This is a genomic window from Candidatus Merdisoma sp. JLR.KK006, assembly GCF_036941035.1.
Taxonomy (GTDB): domain Bacteria; phylum Bacillota; class Clostridia; order Lachnospirales; family Lachnospiraceae; genus Laedolimicola.
In genome coordinates this window covers 1-22,785 of sequence record NZ_JAYMNS010000038.1, presented here as the reverse complement: position 1 = coordinate 22,785, position 22,785 = coordinate 1, and the positions used below count along the sequence as shown (strand labels likewise).

Here is a 22,785-nt window from a genome sequence, read left to right as displayed (position 1 = left end):
AGGAGGACTTACAGATGGCAACAGTATCTGTTTATAATATGGAAGGTAAGGAAGTTGGCACAATGGACTTAAACGATGCTGTATTCGGTGTGGAAGTAAACGAGCACCTGGTACACATGGCTGTTGTGGCTCAGCTTGCAAATAAGCGTCAGGGAACGCAGAAAGCAAAGACCCGCTCCGAAGTTTCCGGCGGCGGAAGAAAGCCCTGGAGACAGAAAGGAACCGGTCATGCAAGACAGGGTTCAACGAGAGCTCCCCAGTGGACGGGCGGCGGAGTGGTATTCGCTCCCACACCGAGAGACTACACGATTCGTCTGAACAAGAAAGAGAAGAGACTGGCACTCAAGTCCGCTCTGACCTCCAGAGTTCAGGAGAAGAAGCTGATTGTAGTAGATGAGCTGAAATTTGACGAGATTAAGACAAAGAACTTTAAGAACGTTCTGGATAACCTGAAGACCTCAAAGGCTTTGGTAGTGCTGAATGACAATGATAAGAACGTGGTATTGTCCGCAAGAAATATTCCGGATGTGAAGACGGCTCTGACCAATACCATCAATGTATTTGATATTCTGAAGTACAACACGGTTATCGTAACCAAGGACGCAGTAGCAACAATCGAGGAGGTGTACGCATAATGGCAGATCTGAAGTATTATGATGTGATCCAGAAGCCAATCATCACTGAGAAGAGTATGGCTGCTATGGGCGAAAAGAAATATACTTTCCTGGTTCATCCGGAAGCAACAAAGTCTCAGGTAAAGGAAGCCGTTGAGAAGATGTTTGCCGGAACCAAGGTAAAGGGTGTCAACACCATGAACCTGGACGGAAAGAAGAAGAGACGGGGCATGGTAATGGGCAAGACCGCTAAGAGTAAGAAAGCTATCGTGCAGCTGACTGCAGAAAGCGCAGATATCGAGATTTTCGAGGGGCTGTAAGCATTTGGCGAAGTGCTTCCTAAAGTCCTGGTAATATAGGCAAAAAAGCCTGATAACAAATAGTAAAGCAGAAACGAAAGGAGTGAACTGTAATGGGAATTAAAACCTATAACCCATATACACCTTCCAGAAGACATATGACAGGTTCTGATTTCTCAGAGATCACCAAGACAGAACCGGAAAAGGCGCTGCTTGTTTCTCTGAACAAGAACGCAGGTCGTAACAATCAGGGTAAGATCACAGTAAGACACCGCGGAGGCGGTTCCAGAAGAAAATATAGAATTATTGATTTCAAGAGAAGAAAAGACGGAGTTCCGGCAACTGTTATCGGAATCGAGTACGATCCCAACCGTTCGGCTAACATTGCTCTTATCTGCTATGCAGACGGTGAGAAAGCATACATCCTTGCACCCCAGGGCTTAAAGGATGGCATGAAGGTTATGAACGGGCCGGAGGCAGAGGTGAGAATCGGCAACTGCCTGCCCTTATCCGAGATTCCCGTAGGTACCCAGATTCATAATATTGAGCTTCATCCCGGCAAGGGCGGCCAGATGGTTCGTTCAGCAGGAAACAGCGCACAGCTTATGGCAAAGGAAGGAAAGTACGCAACCCTACGTCTTCCCTCCGGCGAGATGAGAATGGTTCCCTTAAACTGCCGCGCAACCATCGGTGTTGTAGGAAATGCGGAGCATAACCTGATTAACATCGGTAAGGCAGGCCGCAAGCGCCATATGGGTATCCGCCCGACAGTCCGCGGTTCTGTAATGAACCCCAACGACCATCCGCATGGTGGTGGAGAAGGAAAGACCGGTATCGGTCGTCCGGGTCCCAGCACACCGTGGGGCAAGCCCGCTCTTGGTCTGAAGACAAGAAAGAAGAACAAGCAGTCTAACAAGTTAATTGTAAGAAGAAGAGACGGTAGAACATTCAAGTAAGGAGGAAAACCCATGGCTCGCTCATTAAAAAAAGGACCATTTGCAGATGAAAGCTTACTGAAAAAAGTAAATGCGATGAACGAAACAGGTGAAAAGACAGTGATCAAGACCTGGTCCCGTCGTTCCACCATCTTCCCGCAGATGGTTGGTCATACAATCGCAGTGCATGACGGAAGAAGACATGTTCCGGTATATATCACAGAGGATATGGTAGGACATAAGCTGGGAGAGTTCGTTCCCACCAGAACCTACAGAGGACATGGCAAAGACGAGAAGAAATCCAAACGTTAATCGTTCAATACTTTTGAAAGGAGACTCATCCAATGGCTAAGGGACATAGAAGTCAGATAAAGAGAGAGAGAAATGCCCAGAAGGATACAAGGCCGTCAGCAAAGCTGTCCTACGCACGCGTATCCGTTCAGAAGGCATGCTTCGTATTAGATGCCATTCGTGGCAAGGATGTACAGACAGCGCTTGGTATCGTTATGTACAATCCGAGATATGCTTCCACACTGATTGAGAAGCTGTTAAAGTCAGCAATCGCAAATGCTGAGAACAATAACGGAATGAACCGTGATAACCTTTATGTAGCAGAGTGCTACGCTAACAAGGGACCGACAATGAAGAGAATCAGACCGAGAGCACAGGGACGGGCTTACAGAATCGAGAAGAGAATGAGCCACATTACAATTGTGCTTGATGAGAAATAGGAGGTAAAGCATGGGACAGAAAGTTAATCCGCACGGCCTCAGAGTCGGCGTTATTAAAGATTGGGATTCCAGATGGTATGCAGAAGATTCCTTCGCTGATTATCTTGTAGAGGACTACAACATCCGTAAATTCCTGAAGAAGAAATTATACAATGCAGGCGTGTCCAAGATTGAGATTGAGCGTGCTTCTGACAGAGTAAAGGTTATTATCTACACCGCAAAGCCGGGCGTTGTTATTGGCAAGGGCGGTTCCGAGATTGAAAAGGTAAAGGCAGAGCTTGCACATTACACAGACAAGAAGCTGATCGTAGACATCAAAGAGATAAAGAGACCGGACCGTGATGCTCAGTTAGTAGCCGAGAATATTGCGTTGCAGCTTGAGAATCGTGTATCCTTCCGCCGTGCTATGAAGTCTACCATGTCCAGAAGCATGAAAGCTGGCGCAAAGGGAATTAAGACCGCAGTAGCAGGTCGCGTAGGCGGAGCCGATATGGCCCGTACCGAGTTCTACAGTGAGGGAACCATCCCGCTGCAGACCTTAAGAGCAGATATTGACTATGGATTCGCAGAGGCAGATACTACCTACGGCAAGATTGGCGTAAAGGTATGGATCTACAAGGGCGAAGTACTTCCTGCGAAGGGAAACAAGGAAGGGAGCGATAAATAATGTTAATGCCGAAGAGAGTAAAGCGTCGTAAACAGTTCCGCGGCTCCATGGCAGGTAAGGCCTTAAGAGGCAACAAGATTACCATGGGTGAGTTCGGAATCGTCGCTACAGAACCCTGCTGGATTAAATCAAATCAGATAGAAGCAGCCCGTATTGCCATGACCCGTTATATGAAGCGTGGCGGTAAGGTCTGGATTAAGATTTTTCCGGATAAGCCGGTAACTGCAAAACCTGCTGAGACCCGTATGGGTTCCGGTAAAGGAACTCTGGAGTACTGGGTAGCAGTTGTAAAACCAGGTCGAGTAATGTTCGAAGTCGCTGGTGTACCTGAAGAAACAGCCAGAGAAGCGCTTCGTCTTGCAATGCACAAGCTGCCCTGCAAGTGTAAGATCGTTTCTAAAGCAGACTTAGAAGGCGGTGATAACAGTGAAAATTAATAAGTATGTAGAAGAATTAAAGGCAAAATCTGCTGCTGAATTAAATGAAGAATTAGTAGCTGCGAAAAAGGAACTGTTTAACCTGAGATTCCAGAACGCGACAAACCAGTTGGAGAATACAAGCAGAATCAAAGAGGTTCGCAAGAACATCGCCAGAATCCAGACTGTTATCGCACAGAAGGCGAATGCATAATATTGCGGAAGGAGAATTGTCGTGGAAAGAAATTTGAGAAAAACCCGTACAGGTAAAGTAGTGAGCGACAAGATGGATAAGACCATTGTTGTGGCCGTAGAAGATCATGTAAAGCATCCCCTTTACAAAAAGATCGTAAAGAATACCTACAAGCTGAAGGCACATGACGAGAAGAACGAGTGCCATATCGGTGACACGGTAAAGGTTATGGAGACAAGACCTCTGTCCAAGGATAAGAGATGGAGACTCGTTGAGATCATAGAGAAAGCGAAATAATATAATACCCTTCGGGTATACCTGTATGCTAAAAAAACAAGCAAAATAAGGTAACACCCTTCGGGTATGCCTATATGCTAAAAAACAAGCAAAATTAAGGTAAGGAGGTTATCGTCATGGTACAACAGGAAACCAGACTGAGAGTTGCTGACAATACCGGCGCAAAGGAACTTCTTTGCATCCGCGTGTTAGGCGGTTCAACCAGAAGATATGCAAATATCGGTGATATCATTGTTGCCAGCGTTAAAGATGCAACACCAGGCGGAGTTGTTAAAAAGGGTGACGTGGTAAAGGCCGTAGTGGTTCGTACAGTAAAGGGCGCTCGCCGGAAAGACGGTTCTTATATCAGATTTGACGAAAATGCAGCAGTAATTATCAAGGATGACAAGAACCCCAGAGGAACACGTATTTTTGGACCAGTAGCGAGAGAGCTTCGTGAAAAACAGTTTATGAAGATTGTTTCACTTGCTCCGGAAGTATTATAGGAGGGTGTCAGATGTCAACAGTTAAGATTAAGAAGGGCGACACCGTAAAGGTGATTGCCGGTGCAGACAAGGACAAAGAGGGCAAGGTAATTGCCGTCAATCATAAGAACAACACCGTCATTGTAGAGGGTGTGAACATCATTACAAAGCACACAAAGCCTTCCGTTGCAAACCAGAACGGCGGAATCATCCACCAGGAGGCCCCCATTGCCATTTCTAACGTAATGTACAGCCTCAAGGGCAAAGTCACAAGAATTGGCTTTAAAATGGATGGAGATAAGAAAGTCCGCTATGCGAAAGCAACTGGCGAAGTAATTGACTAATTAGGGAAGGAGGTTTAGGAAGTTGAGTAGATTAAAAGAAAAGTATACGAATGAAATCGTAGACGCAATGATGAAAAAGTTTGGATACAAGAACATCATGGAAGTGCCGAAGCTTGACAAGATTGTGGTAAACATGGGCGTTGGCGAGGCCAAGGACAATGCAAAGGTCCTGGAATCCGCAGTAAAAGACATGGAGACCATCACAGGCCAGAAGGCTGTTCTGACAAGAGCAAAGAACTCCGTTGCAAACTTCAAGATCAGAGAAGGTATGGCAATCGGATGCAAGGTAACCCTCCGCGGAGAGAAAATGTACGAGTTTGCGGATCGTCTGATTAACCTGGCACTGCCTCGTGTACGTGACTTCCGTGGAATCAATCCGGATGCATTTGATGGAAGAGGAAATTACGCCCTTGGTATCAAGGAGCAGTTGATTTTTCCTGAGATTGAGTATGACAAGGTAGATAAGGTGAGAGGTATGGATGTTATCTTCGTAACAACCGCCAAGACCGACGAAGAAGCTCGTGAATTACTGACATTATTCAACATGCCGTTTAGAAAACAGTAATATAGGAGGGAAATTTCATGGCTAAGACAGCAATGAAGATTAAGCAGCAGCGGAAACAGAAGTTTGCAGTAAGAGAATACAACCGCTGCAGAATTTGCGGCCGTCCGCACGCATATCTGAGAAAATACGGAATCTGCAGAATCTGCTTCCGTGAGTTAGCATATAAAGGACAGATCCCTGGCGTTAAGAAGGCAAGCTGGTAAAGGAGGCAAATATCAATGGCATTGACAACGAATGATCCCATTGCGGATATGCTTACAAGAATTCGTAATGCGAATACCGCAAAACATGATACAGTTGACGTTCCCGCTTCCAAGATGAAGATTGCGATCGCAAACATCCTGGTAGACGAGGGATACATTGCAAAGTATGACCTTGTAGAGGACGGAAACTTCAAGACCATCCGTATTACCTTGAAGTATGGAAAGGATAAGAACGAGAAGATTATCTCCGGTCTTAAGAGAATTTCCAAGCCGGGTCTGCGGGTATATGCAAACAAGGAAGAGCTGCCCAAGGTACTTGGCGGTCTCGGAATTGCAATTATTTCCACCAACAAGGGCGTTATCACCGACAAGGAAGCCCGTGCCCAGGGCGTTGGCGGAGAAGTACTTGCTTTCATTTGGTAGGCCGGGAAGTTGGCTGAGAATTTTTACAAGGAAGCATCATGATCACAAGGAAACGCACTGATCACTAGGTTCGACTGTTGTCTCACCAAGTGTTCAGGCGGGCGTTCACACTAAGCTCAATAAATTTCGCTAAGTGTTCACAGCCAGTGTTCAGGTGCAGATTCGCACTAAGTTCAGGCTGCGCTTACAGCTTGCCTTCACTAAGTGCTCATACTGAAAACAGAGAAGCCAAAAGCAGCTTCTCCGAGAATTTAAGTTATTAGGAGGTAAATTGGTATGTCACGTATCGGAAGACTGCCGGTTGCCGTTCCTGCCGGTGTTACGGTAAACATCGCAGAGGGCAACAAAGTGACCGTAAAAGGTCCCAAGGGAACTCTTGAGAGAGTATTACCCGAAGAAATGGAAATTAAGCTGGAAGATGGTCATGTAGTAGTTACAAGACCTAACGATTTAAAGAAAATGAAATCCTTACATGGCCTGACAAGGACCCTGATTCATAACATGGTAGTAGGCGTAAGCGAGGGTTATGAAAAGGTTCTGGAGGTAAATGGTGTTGGTTACAGAGCTGCCAAGTCCGGTAATAAGCTGACACTGTCCCTTGGATACTCTCATCCGGTAGAGATGATTGATCCGGAAGGCCTGGAGTCTGTAGTAGACGGTAACAAGATCACCGTAAAGGGAATCGACAAAGAAAAGGTTGGCCAATACGCAGCGGAAATCAGAGATAAGAGGAGACCGGAACCTTACAAGGGCAAGGGTATCAAGTATGCTGATGAAGTGATCAGACGTAAAGTTGGTAAGACTGGTAAGAAATAAGTAAGGAGAGTATAAGAATGGTTAGCAAAAAGACAAGAAGCGTAGTTCGCCAGAATAAACATAGAAAAATACGTAATCATATCAGCGGAACAGCTGAAAGACCGCGTTTGGCTGTGTTTAGAAGTAATAATCATATGTATGCTCAAATTATTGACGATACAGTCGGCAATACTCTTGTTGCGGCTTCCACCCTGGAGAAGGATGTGAAAGCAGAGCTGGAGAAGACGAATAACGTTGATGCAGCAGCATACCTTGGAAAAGTAATTGCTAAGAAGGCCCTGGACAAAGGTATTAAGGTAGTTGTCTTTGATAGAGGCGGCTTTATATATCAGGGTAAGATTCAGGCATTGGCAGATGCAGCCCGTGAGGCTGGATTGGAATTCTAGGAAAGGAAGGAAAAGACACATGAGACATGAGATTATTGATCCGAGTCAGTTGGAATTAACGGATAAAGTAGTGTCAATCAAGCGTGTAAGCAAGACTGTCAAGGGCGGTCGTACCATGCGTTTCACAGCTTTGGTAGTTGTGGGAGACGGCAACGGCCATGTCGGAGCAGGTCTTGGAAAGGCCACCGAGATTCCGGAAGCAATCCGCAAGGGCAAAGAGGATGCCATGAAGAAGCTGATCACGGTAGCGATTGACGAGAACAACAGTATTACACACGATTTTATCGGAAAATTTGGCAGCGCATCCGTGCTGTTAAAGAGAGCTCCGGAAGGTACCGGTGTTATCGCAGGAGGTCCTGCACGTAACGTGCTGGAGCTTGCCGGCATCAAGAATATCCGTACCAAGTCCTTAGGCTCTAACAACAAGCAGAACGTTGTTCTGGCAACTATCGCAGGACTGAAGGCTCTGAAGACTCCGGAGGAAGTTGCGAAGAATCGCGGCAAATCTGTTGAAGAGATTACGAACTAGGAGGAAACAGACATGGCAGATAAATTAAAAATTACCTTAGTGAAATCTCCGATTGGTGCTGTTCCCAAGCAGAAAGCAACGGTTGAGGCCCTGGGTCTTAGAAAGCTTCACAAGACCGTTGAGATGCCGGATAACGAGGCAGTCAGAGGAATGATTTGGCATGTAAGACATTTGGTTAAGGTAGAAGAGGTTTAGTTAAAAACAGCAGGACTCCGGACAGTACCCGGAAGAATTTACAGACACATGCATTTGTGGCTGGAAATTCTTCCATATTGATTGCGTACTGGTAGGAGGACTGCGGAACTTTAATAAGAAAACAGCAATAGTCCGGACAGTACCCGGAAGGATTCACAGGCACATCTTTTTGTGACTGGAAATTCTTCCAAGTTGTCTGCGTACTGGGAGGATTGTTGCGGAACTTTAAATAGGAGGTGTCACAATGGACTTATCAAACTTACAGTACGCTGAAGGCTCCAAGCAGAGCAATAACTTCAGAAGAGGCCGTGGACATGGTTCAGGAAACGGTAAGACAGCCGGTAAGGGACATAAGGGACAGAAGGCTCGTTCCGGAGCACCGAGACCGGGCTTTGAGGGCGGTCAGATGCCCTTATACAGAAGACTTCCGAAGAGAGGATTTACAAACCGCAATTCCAAAGTGATTGTTGGAATCAATGTAAGTGCTCTGGAAGTGTTTGAAAATGATTCGGTTGTTTCAGTGGAGACACTGTTAGAGCAGGGCATTGTTAAGAATCCCCGGGATGGTGTAAAGATTCTTGGAAATGGAGAACTGACAAAGAAGCTGACTGTTCAGGCAAATGCTTTCTCAGAGGGCGCAAAGGCCAAAATTGAAGCTCTTGGTGGAAAAGCTGAGGTGATCTAATGTTTAAAACATTACAGAACGCATTTAAAATTAAGGAGATCCGGCAGAAGCTGCTGTTTACCTTCCTGATGATTGCAGTCATCAGGCTGGGTTCCCAGCTTCCTGTTCCGGGTGTTAACAGAACCTTTCTTGCACAATGGCTGGCCCAGAATACCGGTGACGCATTCAATCTGATTGATTCCTTTACCGGCGGCTCCCTTGCAAGCATGTCATTATTTGCGTTAGGTATCAACCCCTATATTACGTCCTCCATCATTATGCAGCTCCTTACCATTGCCATTCCGAAGCTGGAAGAGATGCAGAAGGATGGAGAGGATGGAAGAAAGAAAATCCAGAATATTACACGTTATGTAACGATTGTACTGGCATTGATTGAAGGCGCAGCTATGACCATCGGCTTTGGCGGACAGGGTTTGCTGGAGAATCCTACCTGGTACAATATGGCTGTTGTAGTGATTACGCTGACTGCAGGATCTGCGTTTCTTATGTGGATCGGTGAGCGTATTACCCAAAATGGTGTCGGTAATGGAATTTCCATCGTACTTTTGGTGAATATTGTTTCACGTATTCCGGATGACTTTGTTCGCCTGTATACCATGTTCATTCAAAATAAGAGTGTGGCAAAAGGTGTCCTTGCAGCAGTGATTATTTTGGCAGTAATTTTGCTGACTGTTGTTTTTGTTATCATTCTGCAGGATGGCGAGAGAAGAATCCCCGTCCAGTACAGTAAAAAGCTTCAGGGAAGAAAAGTAGTTGGAGGACAGAGTACTCACATTCCTATGAAAGTGAATACAGCTGGAGTTATTCCGGTTATCTTCGCTTCATCTTTGATGTCTTTCCCTGGTGTGATAGCATCTCTCATCGGAAAAGGAAATGGGACAGGAGTTGGGAGCAAGATTTTAAGAGGCTTAAGTTCCGGAAGCTGGTGTAATCCCAGCGAGCCAGTATACAGCCTGGGACTTCTGCTCTATATTATATTGGTTGTATTTTTTGCATATTTCTATACCTCCATTACCTTTAACCCTATGGAGATTGCGGATAATATGAAGAAGCAGGGCGGTTTTGTTCCGGGTATTCGTCCCGGACGTCCCACAACTGAGTATTTGACAAAGATTTTGAATTATATAGTTTTCATTGGTGCAATTGGCCTGATTATTGTATGTGTGATTCCGATTTTCTTTAATGGAGTATTCGGAGCCAATGTATCCTTTGGAGGAACCTCCATCATCATTATTGTTGGTGTTGTATTGGAGACTCTAAAGCAGATTGAATCACAGATGGCAGTGCGCTATTACAAGGGCTTTTTGAACGATTAGGAAAAACCTTTCTAGCCTGTGCGGAAGCTTCCGCACAGGCTATCAAAGGTTATAGTAAAAGGAGCACATAGTGCCGTTGCGCAGCGACTGTAACAGGTAAAGTCGCAAAGGCGCACGAGAGGAACTTTTATGAGAGCGTTATCGAATAAAAGTTTCTCTCATTACCGGTGTGTCGAAGCGACTTTGCCCTTTAGTGCCGTTGCGCAGCGACTATAAATAGGAGGAACGTGATGAAGGTTATTATGTTGGGGGCCCCAGGTGCAGGAAAAGGCACACAGGCAAAGAAAATAGCTGATAAGTATCAGATCCCTCACATTTCAACGGGCGATATTTTCAGAGCAAATATAAAGAATGGGACAGAACTTGGCGCAAAGGCCAAGGCTTATATGGACCAAGGGCTTTTGGTGCCGGATGAGCTGACATTGGAGCTGATTATGGACCGTTTCAAGGAGCCGGATTGCAAGAACGGCTATGTCTTGGATGGCTTTCCCAGAACTATTCCGCAGGCGGAGGCTCTTACGAGAGCCTTGGAGGCGCAGGGAGAGAGCATTGATTATGCAGTAAATGTGGAGGTTCCGGATGAAAACATCATCAGCCGTATGTCCGGACGGCGTGCCTGCCTTTCCTGCGGCGCCACTTATCACATTGTACATATTCCCACAAAAGTAGAGGGAGTATGTGACCGCTGCGGCGAAAAATTAGTCCTTAGAGATGACGATAAGCCGGAGACGGTGGAAAAGCGCCTTGGTGTTTACCACAGCCAGACACAGCCTTTGATTGAGTACTATACCAGTCAGGGAAAGCTGGCAGAGGTAGACGGAACTCAGGATATGGAGGCCGTGTTCCAGGCAATTGTTAAGATATTAGGAGCGTAAAGCATGTCAGTAAGTATTAAATCTGCCAGAGAAATCGAGCTGATGCGGACAGCGGGAAAGCTTCTGGAGGAGGTTCACAATGAGCTTGCGGACTTTGTGAGACCGGGTATCTCCACTTTGGACATTGATCACTATGGCGATCGATTGATTCGAAAGAGAGGCTGTATTCCGAACTTTCTGAACTATAATGGCTATCCGGCATCTATTTGTGTTTCGGTAAATGATGAGGTAGTGCATGGAATCCCCCATAAAGAGAGAATTCTTCAGGAAGGGGATATCGTAAGTCTGGATGCAGGGCTTATATACAAGGGATATCACTCGGATGCGGCCAGAACGCATGCCGTGGGAAAGATTAGCCCGGAAGCGGAACAGCTTATCAAAGCCACAAAACAGAGTTTTTTTGAGGGAATTAAATATGCCAGAGCCGGGCATCACCTTCATGAGATATCCAATGCCATTAATGATTACATTGATACCTTTGGGTATGGAGTGGTTCAGGATCTCGTGGGACACGGAATTGGTACAAAGCTTCATGAAGACCCTCAGATTCCAAACTTTCACCAGAGACGGCGGGGAGTGAAGCTGATGCCGGGAATGACCCTTGCCATAGAGCCTATGATCAATGCCGGAGGCTGGGAGGTAGTGTGGCTGGACGATGACTGGACAGTTGTCACAGAGGACGGCTCCCTTTCCGCCCACTATGAGAATACGGTTTTGATTACCAACGGTGAACCGGAGATTCTGACCCTCTCTTCACCTATGTGAGAAAAGCGGAGGAAGTGAGGCGCATATGGAGAGTATTGTACCAGGCATGTTTGCCAGAGCAAAAGCAGGGCACGATAAAGGAAGCCTGTATCTCATAGTGAAAACAGAGCCTGAATATGTATATTTGGCTGATGGAAAACGAAAACCCTTGTCAAAGCCAAAGAAGAAAAAGTGGAAGCATATTCAGATCATAAAGCAAATGCCGGAGCATTGGAATCCGGACGAGAAGAACGATGACGATATCAAGCGGGCTATAAGACAATATGAAGCAAAGCTCGCACAGCCTAAAATCTGATCAAAGTGGAGGAAAAAGATGTCAAAAGCAGATGTAATCGAAATTGAAGGAACCGTAGTGGAGAAGCTGCCAAACGCCATGTTTCAGGTAGAACTTGAGAATGGCCATCAGGTGTTGGCACATATCAGCGGAAAGCTCCGTATGAACTTTATCCGGATTCTTCCGGGGGATAAGGTTACCATTGAAATGTCACCTTATGATCTGTCTAAGGGGCGGATTATATGGAGAGATAAATAAGATTAACTAAATCGGGGCTTACATGGATAGAAACAGTAAGCTCCGGTTTCGGGTGAAGTTTTTCCGTATTTTGTTAAAAAAGTACTTGCATTTTGAATATACGAATGTTATACTATTTGGCGTATGGTCTCTACAGGACTTTTGCGCCTGTTTTTATGCGCTTTTTTAGGGGTCTAAGGAGAGACCGGTAACAAGAAATGCCTTGTTTTCCAGGCATTTAAAGCTTTCAAAACCCAGGAGGCCTTTGATGCCGGGAGAACGAAAGATGTGAAAGGAGGATTTTTACGATGAAAGTAAGATCATCTGTAAAGCCTATTTGCGAAAAGTGCAAAATCATCAAAAGAAAAGGCAGTATCAGAGTAATTTGCGAGAATCCAAAGCACAAACAGCGCCAGGGATAATTTAGCAAGTGTAATCCCTGTGAAGAAATATATTTGTGCGGCTGAGCATTGGGCATATAATGAGATATTTCCTATTATAAAGCCAATGTTATTTACAATATATTTGACCAGGATTATTCACAATGATATTGCTTAAAACGGAGAAATGCGTAATGCGGAGTATCTGAAAGGCCGGGTCTTTATCCGGCTGGATATGGAAGTCCATATCCCATTTAGGAAAGTGTCATCGGGCACCTATTAAAAAACGCCCGGAACTTTGTGACCGTTCAACAGTATAGCGGAATCAAGATAGCACTGCGTACGGTTTCAATAGTTTATTTAAAGTATGGAGGAATAATCAAATGGCTCGTATTTCTGGTGTAGACTTACCAAGAGAAAAACGTGTGGAGATCGGTTTGACATATGTGTACGGAATTGGCCGTGCCAGTGCAAACAAGATCCTGGAAGCAGCAAAAGTAAACCCGGATACCCGTGTAAGAGATCTGACGGATGATGAGGTTCGCAGAATCAGCGCCGTTATCGATGCGGATTATCAGGTAGAGGGTGACTTAAGACGTGAGATTGCTATGAATATCAAGCGTCTGCAGGAGATCGGATGCTACAGAGGTATCCGTCATCGTAAGGGACTGCCGGTACGTGGTCAGAAGACCAAGACCAACGCGAGAACAAGAAAAGGTCCGAAGAGAACAGTAGCAAATAAGAAAAAGTAGGCATTGAGTACTTAGCGAAGGCAAGCACAGAGTGCGCAGCCTGAGATTAGTACGAAAGCCCGCCAGGACACTTAATGAATGACGAGCGAAGCGAGGAAATGAATTTAGTGACCGTGGTGTTACCTTAAAAAGAAAGAAGAAAGTAGGTTAGTTTAAAATGGCGAAAGTTACAAAGAAAGTGACAAAAAAGCGCGTAAAGAAAAACGTTGAACGCGGACAGGCACATATTCAGTCATCTTTTAACAATACAATTGTTACTTTAACAGATACTGAAGGAAATGCTTTATCATGGGCAAGTGCCGGTGGTCTGGGATTTAGAGGTTCAAGGAAATCTACTCCGTATGCGGCTCAGATGGCAGCTGAGACAGCAACCAAGGCAGCATTAGTACATGGACTTAAGACAGTAGACGTTATGGTAAAGGGACCGGGTTCCGGCCGTGAGGCAGCAATCCGTGCACTTCAGGCATGCGGCCTGGAGGTAACCAGTATCCGCGACGTGACTCCGGTACCACACAATGGATGTCGCCCGCCCAAACGTAGAAGAGTCTAATTAGGAGGTACAAAGTAATGGCAGTCAATCGAGTTCCGGTTCTGAAAAGATGTCGTTCCCTTGGTCTGGAGCCGACAGTTTTAGGAATTGATAAAAAATCTACAAGAGAGTTAAGAAGAGCGAACAGAAAGATGTCCGAGTACGGACTTCAGCTTCGTGAAAAGCAGAAAGCAAAATTTATCTACGGCGTTCTGGAGAAGCCTTTCCGTAATTATTATGAGAAAGCAGACAGAATGAAAGGCATGACCGGTGAGAACCTGATGATTATGCTGGAGTGCAGACTGGACAATGTAGTATTCCGTTTAGGTCTTGCAAGAACCAGAAGAGAAGCCCGTCAGATTGTAGATCACAAGCATATTCTGGTAAATGGAAAGCAGGTCAATATCCCCTCTTACCAGGTAAAAGCAGGCGATGTAATCGAAATTAAGGAAAAATGCAGAGGATCTCAGAGATACAAAGACATCGTGGAGGCTACTGGCGGAAGACTGACACCGGAGTGGCTGGAGTCTGATTTGGAGGCATTAAAGGGAACTGTAAAAGAGCTTCCTTCCAGAGATGCAATTGATGTACCGGTAGATGAGATGCTTATCGTCGAGTTGTATTCTAAGTAATTGGGAGTATAACAGTTACAGTTCACTTTTGATGTGAACTGTAACATATAACACGTAGCATAACGCCACCCAACTAAAATATGAAGGAGGGGCCTTTTAGTGTTCGATTTTAACAAACCGAAAATTGAGATTGCAGAGATTTCAAATGACAAAAAGTATGGGAAATTTGTAGTTGAGCCGCTTGAGAGAGGTTACGGTACGACACTTGGCAATTCATTGAGAAGAATCATGCTTTCTTCCCTGCCGGGCGCTGCAGTGAGCCAGGTAAAGATTGAAGGTGTTCTCCATGAGTTCAGTTCTATTCCTGGCGTAAAGGAAGACGTAACTGAAATCATTATGAATATCAAAAATCTGGCGATTCGTAATACAAGTGATTCCAGCGAAGCAAAGATCGCTTACATTGAATTTGACGGCGAAGGAATTGTGACAGCAGCTGACATTCAGGCGGATCCCGATATTGAAATCCTGAATCCCGACCTGGTGATCGCCCATTTGAACGGCGGTGCGGACAGCAAATTATACATGGAGTTAACCATTACAAAAGGCAGAGGTTATGTGAGCGCAGAGAAGAATAAAAATCCGGATCTTCCTATTGGAGTGATTGCGATTGATTCTATCTATACTCCTGTAGAGCGTGTCAATATGACCGTTCAGGATACCCGTGTAGGTCAGGTGACTGACTTTGACAAGCTGACTCTGGATGTATATACCAATGGCACGCTGGTTCCTGACGAGGCAGTCAGCCTGGCAGCAAAGGTTTTAAGCGAGCATTTAAGCCTGTTTATTGATTTGTCTGAGAATGCCAAGACCGCAGAGATCATGGTAGAGAAAGAGGACAATGAGAAGGAAAAGGTACTTGAGATGAGCATTGACGAGTTGGAGCTTTCTGTTCGTTCTTTCAACTGTCTCAAGAGAGCAGGTATCAATACCGTAGAAGAGCTTTGTAACCGTACTTCTGAGGATATGATGAAGGTCCGCAACCTGGGCCGCAAGTCCTTGGAAGAGGTTCTGGCGAAGCTGAAAGAGTTGGGATTACAGTTAAACCCAAGTGATGAATAGTCACAACCCTCTCCAGTAAGACCGAAGAAGCATGGAGATGTGGTTCCACGAATGGAGGAGATGAAAAATGGCAAAGTATAGAAAACTGAGCAGAACTTCCAGTCAGAGAAAGGCTTTACTGAGAAATCAGGTAACGGCACTTCTTCAGCATGGAAAGATTGTTACTACTGAGGCAAAGGCAAAAGAAGTTCGCAAGATTGCTGAGGGCCTGATTGCGCTTGCAGTAAAGGAAAAGGATAACTATGAGACCGTAACCGTTACTGCTAAGGTTCCCCGTAAGGATAAGGACGGCAAGAGAGTAAAGGAAGTAGTAGACGGCAAGAAGGTTACCGTATTTGATGAAGTAGAAAAAACCATCAAGAAAGATCAGCCTTCCAGACTTCATGCCAGACGTCAGATGCTGAAGGTTCTTTATCCGGTAAAAGAGGTTCCGGAGAAAGCCGCAGGAAGAAAGAGAAATACCAAGCAGGTAGACATGGTAGCAAGACTTTTTGATGAGATTGCACCCAAGTATGTAAACCGCAACGGTGGTTATACGAGAATCGTTAAGATTGGCCAGCGTAAAGGTGACGCTGCTATGGAAGTTGTATTGGAGCTTGTATAAACAGCAGAATAAGATTTTTAAGAAAGCCTGTCCGGACTATATATTCCGGATAGGCTTTTATAGAAAGGGAGCGGCAATATGATATCAGAAGAATGCTACGAACTTGGAAGCAAAAGTTCCATTATACGCAAGATTTTTTCTTTTGGCCTAAAACGTAAGGCCCAGGTTGGCGCAGACAAGGTTTATGATTTTAGCTTGGGTAATCCAAGTATTCCGGCACCAGACACTGTTAAAAAGGCCATTTTAGAGCTGTTAGAGCAGCCGGCAGAGGAGATTCACGCTTATTCCCCAGCCCCGGGAGATGCGGCTGTACGTAAAACCATAGCAGAATCTTTGAATCGCCGTTTTGGAGAAAGCTTCACGGGCGACAATATATTTATGACCTGTGGTGCGGCAGCTTCCTTAAATATCTGTTTTCGGGCTCTCGGCAATCCTGGTGATGAATTTATTACCTTTGCTCCGTTTTTCCCGGAATATCGTTGTTGGGTAGAGGGAATAGGGGCTTCTTTGCAGGTAATACAGCCTCATCTGCCAGATTTTCAGATGGATCTGGAAGCTCTGGAACGACGGATTAACCCAAAGACAAAGGGTGTGATTGTTAACTCTCCAAACAATCCTTCCGGTGTAGTATACACCTTGGATACAATCAAAGGACTTGCGGCGCTTTTAAAGAGAAAATCGGAAGAATACGGAGAGCCCATATATCTGATTGCGGATGAACCTTATCGTGAGATTGTATATGACGGTATAGAAGTGCCATATCTTACAAAGTATTATGATAATACTTTGGTCTGCTATTCCTACAGCAAATCCCTGTCTCTGCCGGGAGAGCGCATTGGCTATATTGTAATTCCCAATCACCTGACAGATTATACAAAAGTATCTTCGGCTATTGCAGGAGCTGCCCGTGTTCTGGGGTTTGTTTGTGCACCGTCTTTGTTTCAACAGGTGGCGGCAAAATGTGTAGAGGATACAGGAGATATTGATGCATATAAGAACAATCGGGATCTGCTCATGAAAGGGCTTACCAGACTTGGTTATACCTGTGTGCCGCCTCAGGGAGCATTCTATCTTTTTGTAAAGGCTTTGGAGGAGGATGCCTATGCATTTTGCGAGCGAGCCAAAAAATATGATCTGCTCCTGGTTCCAAGTGACGACTTCGGCTGCCTGGGATATGTGCGGATTGCCTACTGTGTGGCAGAGAAAACCATTATAAATGCTATGCCTGCTTTTGAAAAGCTGATGAAAGAATATCAATAGATTTATTCCGGCAACTTTTTCGGACATTGCCGGCGATATTTGGATGCCGATCTGTTATCAGAGTGCAGTTTGCTAAACCTGTGGGAGCCTTAATATAGTACATAGAACACCTGTCATAATGGCAGGTGCTTTTCTTTCCGTAAAGGGTGAATATGAATGGTATTAGGAACAGTTTTAGGCTTTCTGATTAATATATTATAGGGAAGCTGGACAGTAGATTTGGCAACCCATCAGAGGAAGGAAGAGGTGGCAGAATATGAGCAAGAAAGTGATTGACGTATCCTCCTATCAGGGAAATATTGATTGGGAAAAGGTAAAGGCATCGGGAATTCAAGGGGCAATTTTGAAAATAATCCGCAGAGATCTTACTCCTGACAGACAGTTTGAAAGCAATTGGAAGGGCTGTGAAAAGGCGTCTATCCCGATTATAGGCGTATACAATTACTCCTATGCTACAACAGTAAATAAAGCGAAAACAGATGCACAAAAAGTAATTGCTATTTTGTCAGGAAGAAAAGCAAAGGTCTGGCTCGATGTGGAAGATGTCTCCCAGCAGGGTTTGGGAGCTGCTTTGATACAAGTGATAAAAGCATATCAAAAACAAATTGAATTGGCAGGCCTGGAATTTGGCATCTATACAGGCTTATCATTTTATAACAAAAATTTAAAACCATATGCGAAAGAGCTTCTTTGCAGTTTTTGGATTGCCAGATATCCATCCAATAATGCAGTAGAGGCATCAGCAAATCCTTCAGCCAATAATAAGCCGGCATTGTCAAGCACGCTGGAGGGGTGGCAATATAGTTCCAAAGGCAGGGTCTTAGGAATCAAGGGTGATGTAGACCTGAATCTATGGTATGGAGATTTGGCAATAAACAATGGCAATAAACAAAAAAATCCATATCCGATTCCCCAAAGACTTTTGAGCCTTAAATCGATACCATTGTATGGAGAAGATATTAAATGGGTTCAACATCATTTGATTCGTCTAAAATTCCTGCCGGGTAAAAATGCCAAAGGAAACAATAATATTGACGGAATTTTCGGGAAAGCTACGGAGAAGGCTGTAAAAACAGCACAGGCGCATTTTGGAGTTGCGGTGGATGGAATTGTGGGAAAGAGAACCATTCAGGCGTTCCAAAACAGTTAGCATATACATCAGCAATTAAAAATATTATAAAAACGTATGAAAACATAAAGCTTAGATACACTAGGAAAATCTTAGAATTTATGTTAAAATACATTGGGTATTCCAAATGTTTTACGGAATCTTAATAAAAATATAGAAGGAAGTTAAGAAATCTGCGTTAGCATAGTTACAGGCAGATTGTAAAATACTATGAAGTATGAACATATGGAGAAAGCAGCTTTCCTGGAGCGTCCAAATCGCTTTGTAGCCTATGTGCAGACGGCAGGAGGGCGAGAGATTTGTCATGTAAAAAATACGGGCCGCTGTCGGGAGCTGTTGCTGCCGGCGGCGGAGATCTATGTGCAGCGGCAGTCTAATCCGGAGAGAAAGACCCCCCTTGATCTGATAGCGGTAAAAAAAGGGGACAGGCTTATTAATATGGATTCTCAGGCGCCTAACCGTGTGACGGCAGAATGGCTGCGGACAGGAGATTTTTGCAGCCCGGATGCCATGATACGGCCGGAATGCCGTTATGGGAATTCCAGATTTGATTTTTACATTGAAGATGGCCAGCGGAAGATTTTCATGGAAGTGAAAGGAGTTACTCTGGAGGAAGAAGGAATCGTTCGCTTTCCGGATGCGCCCACTGAACGGGGCGTTAAGCATATTCAGGAATTAATAGAATGTAAGAAAGCAGGTTATGAGGCTTATATATTTTTTGTGATTCAAATGAAAAATGTACACTTTATGGAGCCCAATGACCGAACCCATCCGGCCTTTGGAAAGGCTCTTAGAAAGGCGGCGGCAGAAGGCGTAGGTATCTTTGCCAGAGATTGTGTGGTGGAGCCGGATACACTTGTGATAGATCAGGAAGTTGAGGTTCGATTGTAGATGGAGACTTTGAAAGAGATAGTGAATCCGCTTCTGAAATGGTATGATGGACATGCCCGGGTACTTCCCTGGAGAGAAGAGCCCACACCATACCGTGTGTGGGTATCGGAAATTATGCTGCAGCAGACCCGTGTGGAGGCAGTAAAGCCATATTTTGAAAGGTTCCTGAGGGAACTGCCGTCCATTCGTGATTTGGCAAATGCCCCGGAGGATCGGCTTATGAAGCTGTGGGAGGGCTTAGGCTACTATAATCGTGTACGTAATATGCAGAAAGCGGCAAAAGAACTGCTCAAGGAGCACGGCGGAGAGATGCCCCCGGACTATGACAGGATCCGGGAGCTTCCGGGAATCGGAAGCTATACGGCAGGCGCAATAGCTTCCATTGCTTTCGGTATCCCAAGGCCGGCGGTAGACGGCAATGTGCTTCGGGTCCTGTCGAGAGTTCAGAAAAGCTATGAGGACATTATGAAGCAGTCTGTCCGCCGAAAAATGGAGGAGCAGATACAGGCAGTGATTCCAAAAGAACGGGCAGGCGATTTTAACCAATCTCTTATTGAACTTGGGGCCATTGTATGTGTGCCGAATGGGGAACCCAAATGCGGGGAATGTCCTTTAAAAGAGTTGTGCAAAGCCCATGGGGACAATGTGGAACTGGAATTGCCCAAAAAGACGCCGCCGAAAAAGCGCCGTATTGAAAAGCGGACAGTGTTGGTACTGCTTTCGGACAATAAAGCAGCATTAAAGAAGCGCCCTCCAAAAGGGCTTTTGGCCGGCTTATATGAACTGCCCAATCTGGAGGGACAGTATGACAGCGAAAAGGTTTTGGAGTATGTGAAGGGTCTTGGCCTGTCACCTATCCGAATACAGCCTCTTCCGGAGGCAAAACATATTTTCAGCCACATCGAATGGCATATGGCCGGCTTTGCAGTGAAGATAGAGGAGCCGGATCAGGAACCGGAAGGCTTTTTCTTTGTGGAGAAAGCACAGATGGAGGAGACTTATTCTATTCCTGCGGCATTTAGTGCTTATACGGAGTATTTTAAACATTGTTTTTAAAAGCATGTAAGACGAAATTATAAAAAGAGGTACAAAAAGAGCATAGAGGTGAGAAAAATGTATGATGCAATCGTAATCGGTTCCGGAATTGCCGGGGCGGCAGCCGCAAGAATACTGGCGGAGGAACAGGAAAAATCCGTACTGGTGCTGGAGAAAAAGGCTCATATAGGCGGCAACTGCTATGATGAGGAGGATCACTATGGAGTTCTGATTCATCGTTATGGCCCCCATATTTTCCATACAAATGATGAGGAGGTTTATGCCTGGCTTTCCCGCTTTACCGACTGGTATGCGTTTGGGCATGAAGTAGTGGCAAAGGTGGACGGGGAACTGATACCGGTGCCGTTTAACCTGAACACTTTAAAACAGGTTTATGGTGAGGAAAAGGCTGCGGCGCTGGAAAAAAAGCTGACGGACACTTTTGGAGAAGGAGCCCGTGTGCCTATCTTGAAGCTGCGTCAGCAGCAGGACCCGGAGATTCAGGCGATTGCTGATTATGTTTATGAAAATATTTTCCTGCGGTATACCATGAAGCAGTGGGGACAGAAGCCCGAGGAGATCGACCCTGCGGTAACAGGCCGGGTACCGGTGGTAATCTCCCATGACAACCGGTATTTTGGAGATAAATATCAGGGAATGCCCCTTGACGGTTACACTCCTATGTTTGAAAAAATGCTGGATCATCCTCTGATTGAGGTGCGGATAGGAGTGGATGCAAGGGAAGTACTGGAGCTTTCCGAGGAAACGGGAAAAGTTCTGCTTCATGGAGAGGAATTTACAGGCAGTATCATATATACGGGACCTGTTGATGAGCTTTTTGGATGCCGCTTCGGACGTCTGCCTTACCGCTCTCTGCGTTTTGACTTTGAGCATTTGAACATTCCTGATTATCAGGGGCACAGTGTAGTTAATTATACGGTAAGTGAAGATTTTACCAGAATTACGGAATTTAAGCACCTGACAGGACAGAAAACGGAGGGAACCACCATTGTTCGGGAGTATCCCTTTGCTTACACAGGAGCGGAGGGAGAGATTCCCTATTATGCAATTATGAATCCGGAAAATAATAAGCTGTATGAGAAATATGCGGCCCTTACGGAACAATTTTATGACTTTCATCTATTGGGACGGCTTGCGGAATATAAATATTATAATATAGATGCCATGGCGGCAAAAGCCATAGCACTGGCCAGAAGTCTGGCGAATTCATGACAATGACATCAAATAGACATTTAGGAGGACGACATGAAGCTGTTATCAATTGCAATTCCCTGCTATAATTCGGAAAACTATATGCGAAACTGTATTCATTCTCTGCTGGTAGGCGGCGAGGAAGTGGAGATTATTATTGTAGATGATGGTTCTACGGACGGAACGGCTGCTATTGCGGATGAGTATGCGGAAAAATATCCCACAATTATCAAAGCGGTTCATCAGGTGAACGGAGGTCATGGTGAGGCTGTAAATACAGGACTTCGCAATGCCACGGGCCTGTATTTCAAGGTAGTGGACAGCGATGACTGGGTATCCATTTCCGCCTATAAGGAGATTCTGAAAGCGCTGGAGAATCTGGCAGGAGCAAGTCCTCTGGTGGATATGCTGATCAGCAACTTTGTGTATGAGAAAGAAGGGCAGAAGCGGAAAAAGGTTATGAGCTACCGCTCGGCATTTCCCCAGGATCGGGTATTTACATGGGATGATGTAAAGTTTCTCCATAAGGGACAGTATATTCTGATGCATTCTGTGATTTACCGGACCAAGCTTTTGCGGGAGTGCCAATTGGAATTGCCGAAGCATACCTTTTATGTGGATAATATTTTTGTATATCATCCATTGCCCTATGTAAAGTATCTGTATTATATGAATGTGAACTTTTACCGCTATTATATCGGGCGTGAAGATCAGTCTGTCAACGAGAAAGTGATGATAAGCCGTCTGGATCAGCAGCTGAAGGTGAATTACATTATGATTGATGACTATAAGCTTACAGATGCCAGACAGATTCCAAACCGAAAGCTGCGGCACTATATGAAGAATTATCTTGAGATCATTATGGTGGTGTCATCTATTATTGCTATCCGTTCCGGCACAAAGGAAAATCTGGAGAAAAAGTATGAACTCTGGAAATATCTGAAAAAGAGGGATCGCCGGCTGTATTATGAATTGAAATGGGGAATCATGGGAAGAAGCATGAACCTGCCGGGAAGAAGCGGGAGGAAGATATCGGAAGCGGCTTATAAAATTGCCAATAAGTTTGTTGGGTT

Annotated in this window: 36 protein-coding genes; all 36 read left to right on the top strand. The window is 45.1% G+C overall.

What is annotated here, in order from left to right:
- Positions 1-14 precede the first annotated feature (14 nt).
- Positions 15-635 carry a 50S ribosomal protein L4 gene (rplD, locus tag VSQ61_RS20315; RefSeq protein WP_334346181.1) on the top strand — a complete coding sequence of 207 codons (621 nt, stop codon included), beginning with the start codon at positions 15-17 and terminating at the stop codon, positions 633-635.
- On the top strand, positions 635-934 hold the full coding sequence (gene rplW / locus VSQ61_RS20310; RefSeq protein ID WP_334346180.1) for a 50S ribosomal protein L23: 300 nt from the start codon (positions 635-637) through the stop codon (positions 932-934). The genes rplD and rplW overlap by 1 nt, the downstream gene beginning before the upstream one ends.
- Positions 935-1,026: 92 nt before the next feature.
- The gene (gene rplB / locus VSQ61_RS20305; RefSeq protein WP_334346179.1) at positions 1,027-1,869 is read left to right on the top strand and encodes a 50S ribosomal protein L2; all 843 of its coding nucleotides are present in this window, start codon (positions 1,027-1,029) and stop codon (positions 1,867-1,869) included.
- A gap of 12 nt (positions 1,870-1,881) precedes the next feature.
- The gene (rpsS, locus tag VSQ61_RS20300) at positions 1,882-2,160 is read left to right on the top strand and encodes a 30S ribosomal protein S19 (protein WP_160569154.1); all 279 of its coding nucleotides are present in this window, start codon (positions 1,882-1,884) and stop codon (positions 2,158-2,160) included.
- A gap of 32 nt (positions 2,161-2,192) precedes the next feature.
- Entirely contained in the window at positions 2,193-2,579 is a 387-nt protein-coding gene (rplV, locus tag VSQ61_RS20295; protein WP_334346178.1) for a 50S ribosomal protein L22, read from the top strand.
- Positions 2,580-2,589: 10 nt separating this feature from the next.
- Complete coding sequence (rpsC, locus tag VSQ61_RS20290; RefSeq protein ID WP_334346177.1) at positions 2,590-3,246, top strand: 30S ribosomal protein S3; 657 nt, start codon at positions 2,590-2,592, stop codon at positions 3,244-3,246.
- Positions 3,246-3,683, top strand: coding sequence for a 50S ribosomal protein L16 (gene rplP, locus VSQ61_RS20285; RefSeq protein WP_172543922.1), 438 nt, complete (start codon positions 3,246-3,248; stop codon positions 3,681-3,683). The genes rpsC and rplP overlap by 1 nt, the downstream gene beginning before the upstream one ends.
- Positions 3,673-3,876: a 50S ribosomal protein L29 gene (rpmC, locus tag VSQ61_RS20280; RefSeq protein WP_334336463.1), complete on the top strand. Its 204-nt coding sequence runs from the start codon at positions 3,673-3,675 to the stop codon at positions 3,874-3,876. The genes rplP and rpmC overlap by 11 nt, the downstream gene beginning before the upstream one ends.
- Before the next feature lie 21 nt (positions 3,877-3,897).
- Positions 3,898-4,152 (top strand): 30S ribosomal protein S17, encoded by a 255-nt coding sequence (gene rpsQ, locus VSQ61_RS20275; RefSeq protein WP_334346176.1) that lies wholly within the window; start codon positions 3,898-3,900, stop codon positions 4,150-4,152.
- Between the two features lie 116 nt (positions 4,153-4,268).
- Entirely contained in the window at positions 4,269-4,637 is a 369-nt protein-coding gene (rplN, locus tag VSQ61_RS20270; protein WP_172543925.1) for a 50S ribosomal protein L14, read from the top strand.
- Between the two features lie 11 nt (positions 4,638-4,648).
- Positions 4,649-4,960 (top strand): 50S ribosomal protein L24, encoded by a 312-nt coding sequence (gene rplX / locus VSQ61_RS20265; RefSeq protein WP_334346175.1) that lies wholly within the window; start codon positions 4,649-4,651, stop codon positions 4,958-4,960.
- A 22-nt stretch (positions 4,961-4,982) separates the two neighbouring features.
- Positions 4,983-5,525, top strand: coding sequence for a 50S ribosomal protein L5 (rplE, locus tag VSQ61_RS20260; RefSeq protein ID WP_334336461.1), 543 nt, complete (start codon positions 4,983-4,985; stop codon positions 5,523-5,525).
- A gap of 17 nt (positions 5,526-5,542) precedes the next feature.
- The gene (locus VSQ61_RS20255; RefSeq protein WP_087163512.1) at positions 5,543-5,728 is read left to right on the top strand and encodes a type Z 30S ribosomal protein S14; all 186 of its coding nucleotides are present in this window, start codon (positions 5,543-5,545) and stop codon (positions 5,726-5,728) included.
- Between the two features lie 21 nt (positions 5,729-5,749).
- A complete protein-coding gene (rpsH, locus tag VSQ61_RS20250) occupies positions 5,750-6,151 on the top strand; it encodes a 30S ribosomal protein S8 (RefSeq protein WP_160569187.1) in 402 nt (133 codons plus the stop codon).
- Between the two features lie 276 nt (positions 6,152-6,427).
- Complete coding sequence (gene rplF / locus VSQ61_RS20245) at positions 6,428-6,967, top strand: 50S ribosomal protein L6 (protein WP_334346174.1); 540 nt, start codon at positions 6,428-6,430, stop codon at positions 6,965-6,967.
- Positions 6,968-6,984: 17 nt separating this feature from the next.
- Positions 6,985-7,353, top strand: coding sequence for a 50S ribosomal protein L18 (gene rplR, locus VSQ61_RS20240; RefSeq protein ID WP_160569138.1), 369 nt, complete (start codon positions 6,985-6,987; stop codon positions 7,351-7,353).
- 19 nt (positions 7,354-7,372) lie between these two features.
- The gene (rpsE, locus tag VSQ61_RS20235; RefSeq protein ID WP_172543930.1) at positions 7,373-7,882 is read left to right on the top strand and encodes a 30S ribosomal protein S5; all 510 of its coding nucleotides are present in this window, start codon (positions 7,373-7,375) and stop codon (positions 7,880-7,882) included.
- 12 nt (positions 7,883-7,894) lie between these two features.
- A complete protein-coding gene (rpmD, locus tag VSQ61_RS20230; protein WP_160569135.1) occupies positions 7,895-8,077 on the top strand; it encodes a 50S ribosomal protein L30 in 183 nt (60 codons plus the stop codon).
- Between the two features lie 244 nt (positions 8,078-8,321).
- Entirely contained in the window at positions 8,322-8,762 is a 441-nt protein-coding gene (rplO, locus tag VSQ61_RS20225) for a 50S ribosomal protein L15 (RefSeq protein ID WP_334346173.1), read from the top strand.
- Positions 8,762-10,078: a preprotein translocase subunit SecY gene (gene secY, locus VSQ61_RS20220; RefSeq protein ID WP_334346172.1), complete on the top strand. Its 1,317-nt coding sequence runs from the start codon at positions 8,762-8,764 to the stop codon at positions 10,076-10,078. Before rplO ends, secY begins: the two co-directional genes overlap by 1 nt.
- 230 nt (positions 10,079-10,308) lie before the next feature.
- On the top strand, positions 10,309-10,953 hold the full coding sequence (locus VSQ61_RS20215) for an adenylate kinase (protein WP_334346171.1): 645 nt from the start codon (positions 10,309-10,311) through the stop codon (positions 10,951-10,953).
- 3 nt (positions 10,954-10,956) lie between these two features.
- Positions 10,957-11,718: a type I methionyl aminopeptidase gene (gene map, locus VSQ61_RS20210; protein WP_334346170.1), complete on the top strand. Its 762-nt coding sequence runs from the start codon at positions 10,957-10,959 to the stop codon at positions 11,716-11,718.
- 25 nt (positions 11,719-11,743) lie between these two features.
- On the top strand, positions 11,744-12,013 hold the full coding sequence (locus VSQ61_RS20205) for a hypothetical protein (protein WP_334346169.1): 270 nt from the start codon (positions 11,744-11,746) through the stop codon (positions 12,011-12,013).
- An 18-nt stretch (positions 12,014-12,031) separates the two neighbouring features.
- The gene (infA, locus tag VSQ61_RS20200) at positions 12,032-12,250 is read left to right on the top strand and encodes a translation initiation factor IF-1 (RefSeq protein WP_158363570.1); all 219 of its coding nucleotides are present in this window, start codon (positions 12,032-12,034) and stop codon (positions 12,248-12,250) included.
- A gap of 287 nt (positions 12,251-12,537) precedes the next feature.
- Positions 12,538-12,651 carry a 50S ribosomal protein L36 gene (gene rpmJ, locus VSQ61_RS20195; protein WP_003497809.1) on the top strand — a complete coding sequence of 38 codons (114 nt, stop codon included), beginning with the start codon at positions 12,538-12,540 and terminating at the stop codon, positions 12,649-12,651.
- A 341-nt stretch (positions 12,652-12,992) separates the two neighbouring features.
- Complete coding sequence (rpsM, locus tag VSQ61_RS20190) at positions 12,993-13,361, top strand: 30S ribosomal protein S13 (RefSeq protein ID WP_087163733.1); 369 nt, start codon at positions 12,993-12,995, stop codon at positions 13,359-13,361.
- A gap of 157 nt (positions 13,362-13,518) precedes the next feature.
- Positions 13,519-13,911, top strand: coding sequence for a 30S ribosomal protein S11 (gene rpsK, locus VSQ61_RS20185; RefSeq protein ID WP_087308020.1), 393 nt, complete (start codon positions 13,519-13,521; stop codon positions 13,909-13,911).
- 17 nt (positions 13,912-13,928) lie between these two features.
- Complete coding sequence (gene rpsD / locus VSQ61_RS20180; protein WP_334346168.1) at positions 13,929-14,522, top strand: 30S ribosomal protein S4; 594 nt, start codon at positions 13,929-13,931, stop codon at positions 14,520-14,522.
- Positions 14,523-14,621: 99 nt separating this feature from the next.
- Complete coding sequence (locus VSQ61_RS20175) at positions 14,622-15,581, top strand: DNA-directed RNA polymerase subunit alpha (RefSeq protein ID WP_334346167.1); 960 nt, start codon at positions 14,622-14,624, stop codon at positions 15,579-15,581.
- A 67-nt stretch (positions 15,582-15,648) separates the two neighbouring features.
- Positions 15,649-16,185 carry a bL17 family ribosomal protein gene (locus VSQ61_RS20170; RefSeq protein ID WP_334346166.1) on the top strand — a complete coding sequence of 179 codons (537 nt, stop codon included), beginning with the start codon at positions 15,649-15,651 and terminating at the stop codon, positions 16,183-16,185.
- A gap of 78 nt (positions 16,186-16,263) precedes the next feature.
- The gene (locus VSQ61_RS20165) at positions 16,264-17,445 is read left to right on the top strand and encodes a pyridoxal phosphate-dependent aminotransferase (RefSeq protein ID WP_334346165.1); all 1,182 of its coding nucleotides are present in this window, start codon (positions 16,264-16,266) and stop codon (positions 17,443-17,445) included.
- 256 nt (positions 17,446-17,701) lie between these two features.
- Complete coding sequence (locus VSQ61_RS20160) at positions 17,702-18,595, top strand: GH25 family lysozyme (RefSeq protein WP_334346164.1); 894 nt, start codon at positions 17,702-17,704, stop codon at positions 18,593-18,595.
- A 189-nt stretch (positions 18,596-18,784) separates the two neighbouring features.
- Positions 18,785-19,465 carry a DNA/RNA nuclease SfsA gene (gene sfsA / locus VSQ61_RS23015; RefSeq protein WP_502877062.1) on the top strand — a complete coding sequence of 227 codons (681 nt, stop codon included), beginning with the start codon at positions 18,785-18,787 and terminating at the stop codon, positions 19,463-19,465.
- Complete coding sequence (mutY, locus tag VSQ61_RS23010; RefSeq protein WP_502877061.1) at positions 19,466-20,521, top strand: A/G-specific adenine glycosylase; 1,056 nt, start codon at positions 19,466-19,468, stop codon at positions 20,519-20,521.
- Positions 20,522-20,578: 57 nt separating this feature from the next.
- Positions 20,579-21,733: a UDP-galactopyranose mutase gene (gene glf / locus VSQ61_RS20150; protein ID WP_334346163.1), complete on the top strand. Its 1,155-nt coding sequence runs from the start codon at positions 20,579-20,581 to the stop codon at positions 21,731-21,733.
- Between the two features lie 33 nt (positions 21,734-21,766).
- A partial coding sequence (locus VSQ61_RS20145) for a glycosyltransferase family 2 protein (protein WP_334346162.1) occupies positions 21,767-22,785 on the top strand: 1,019 nt, incomplete at its 3' end.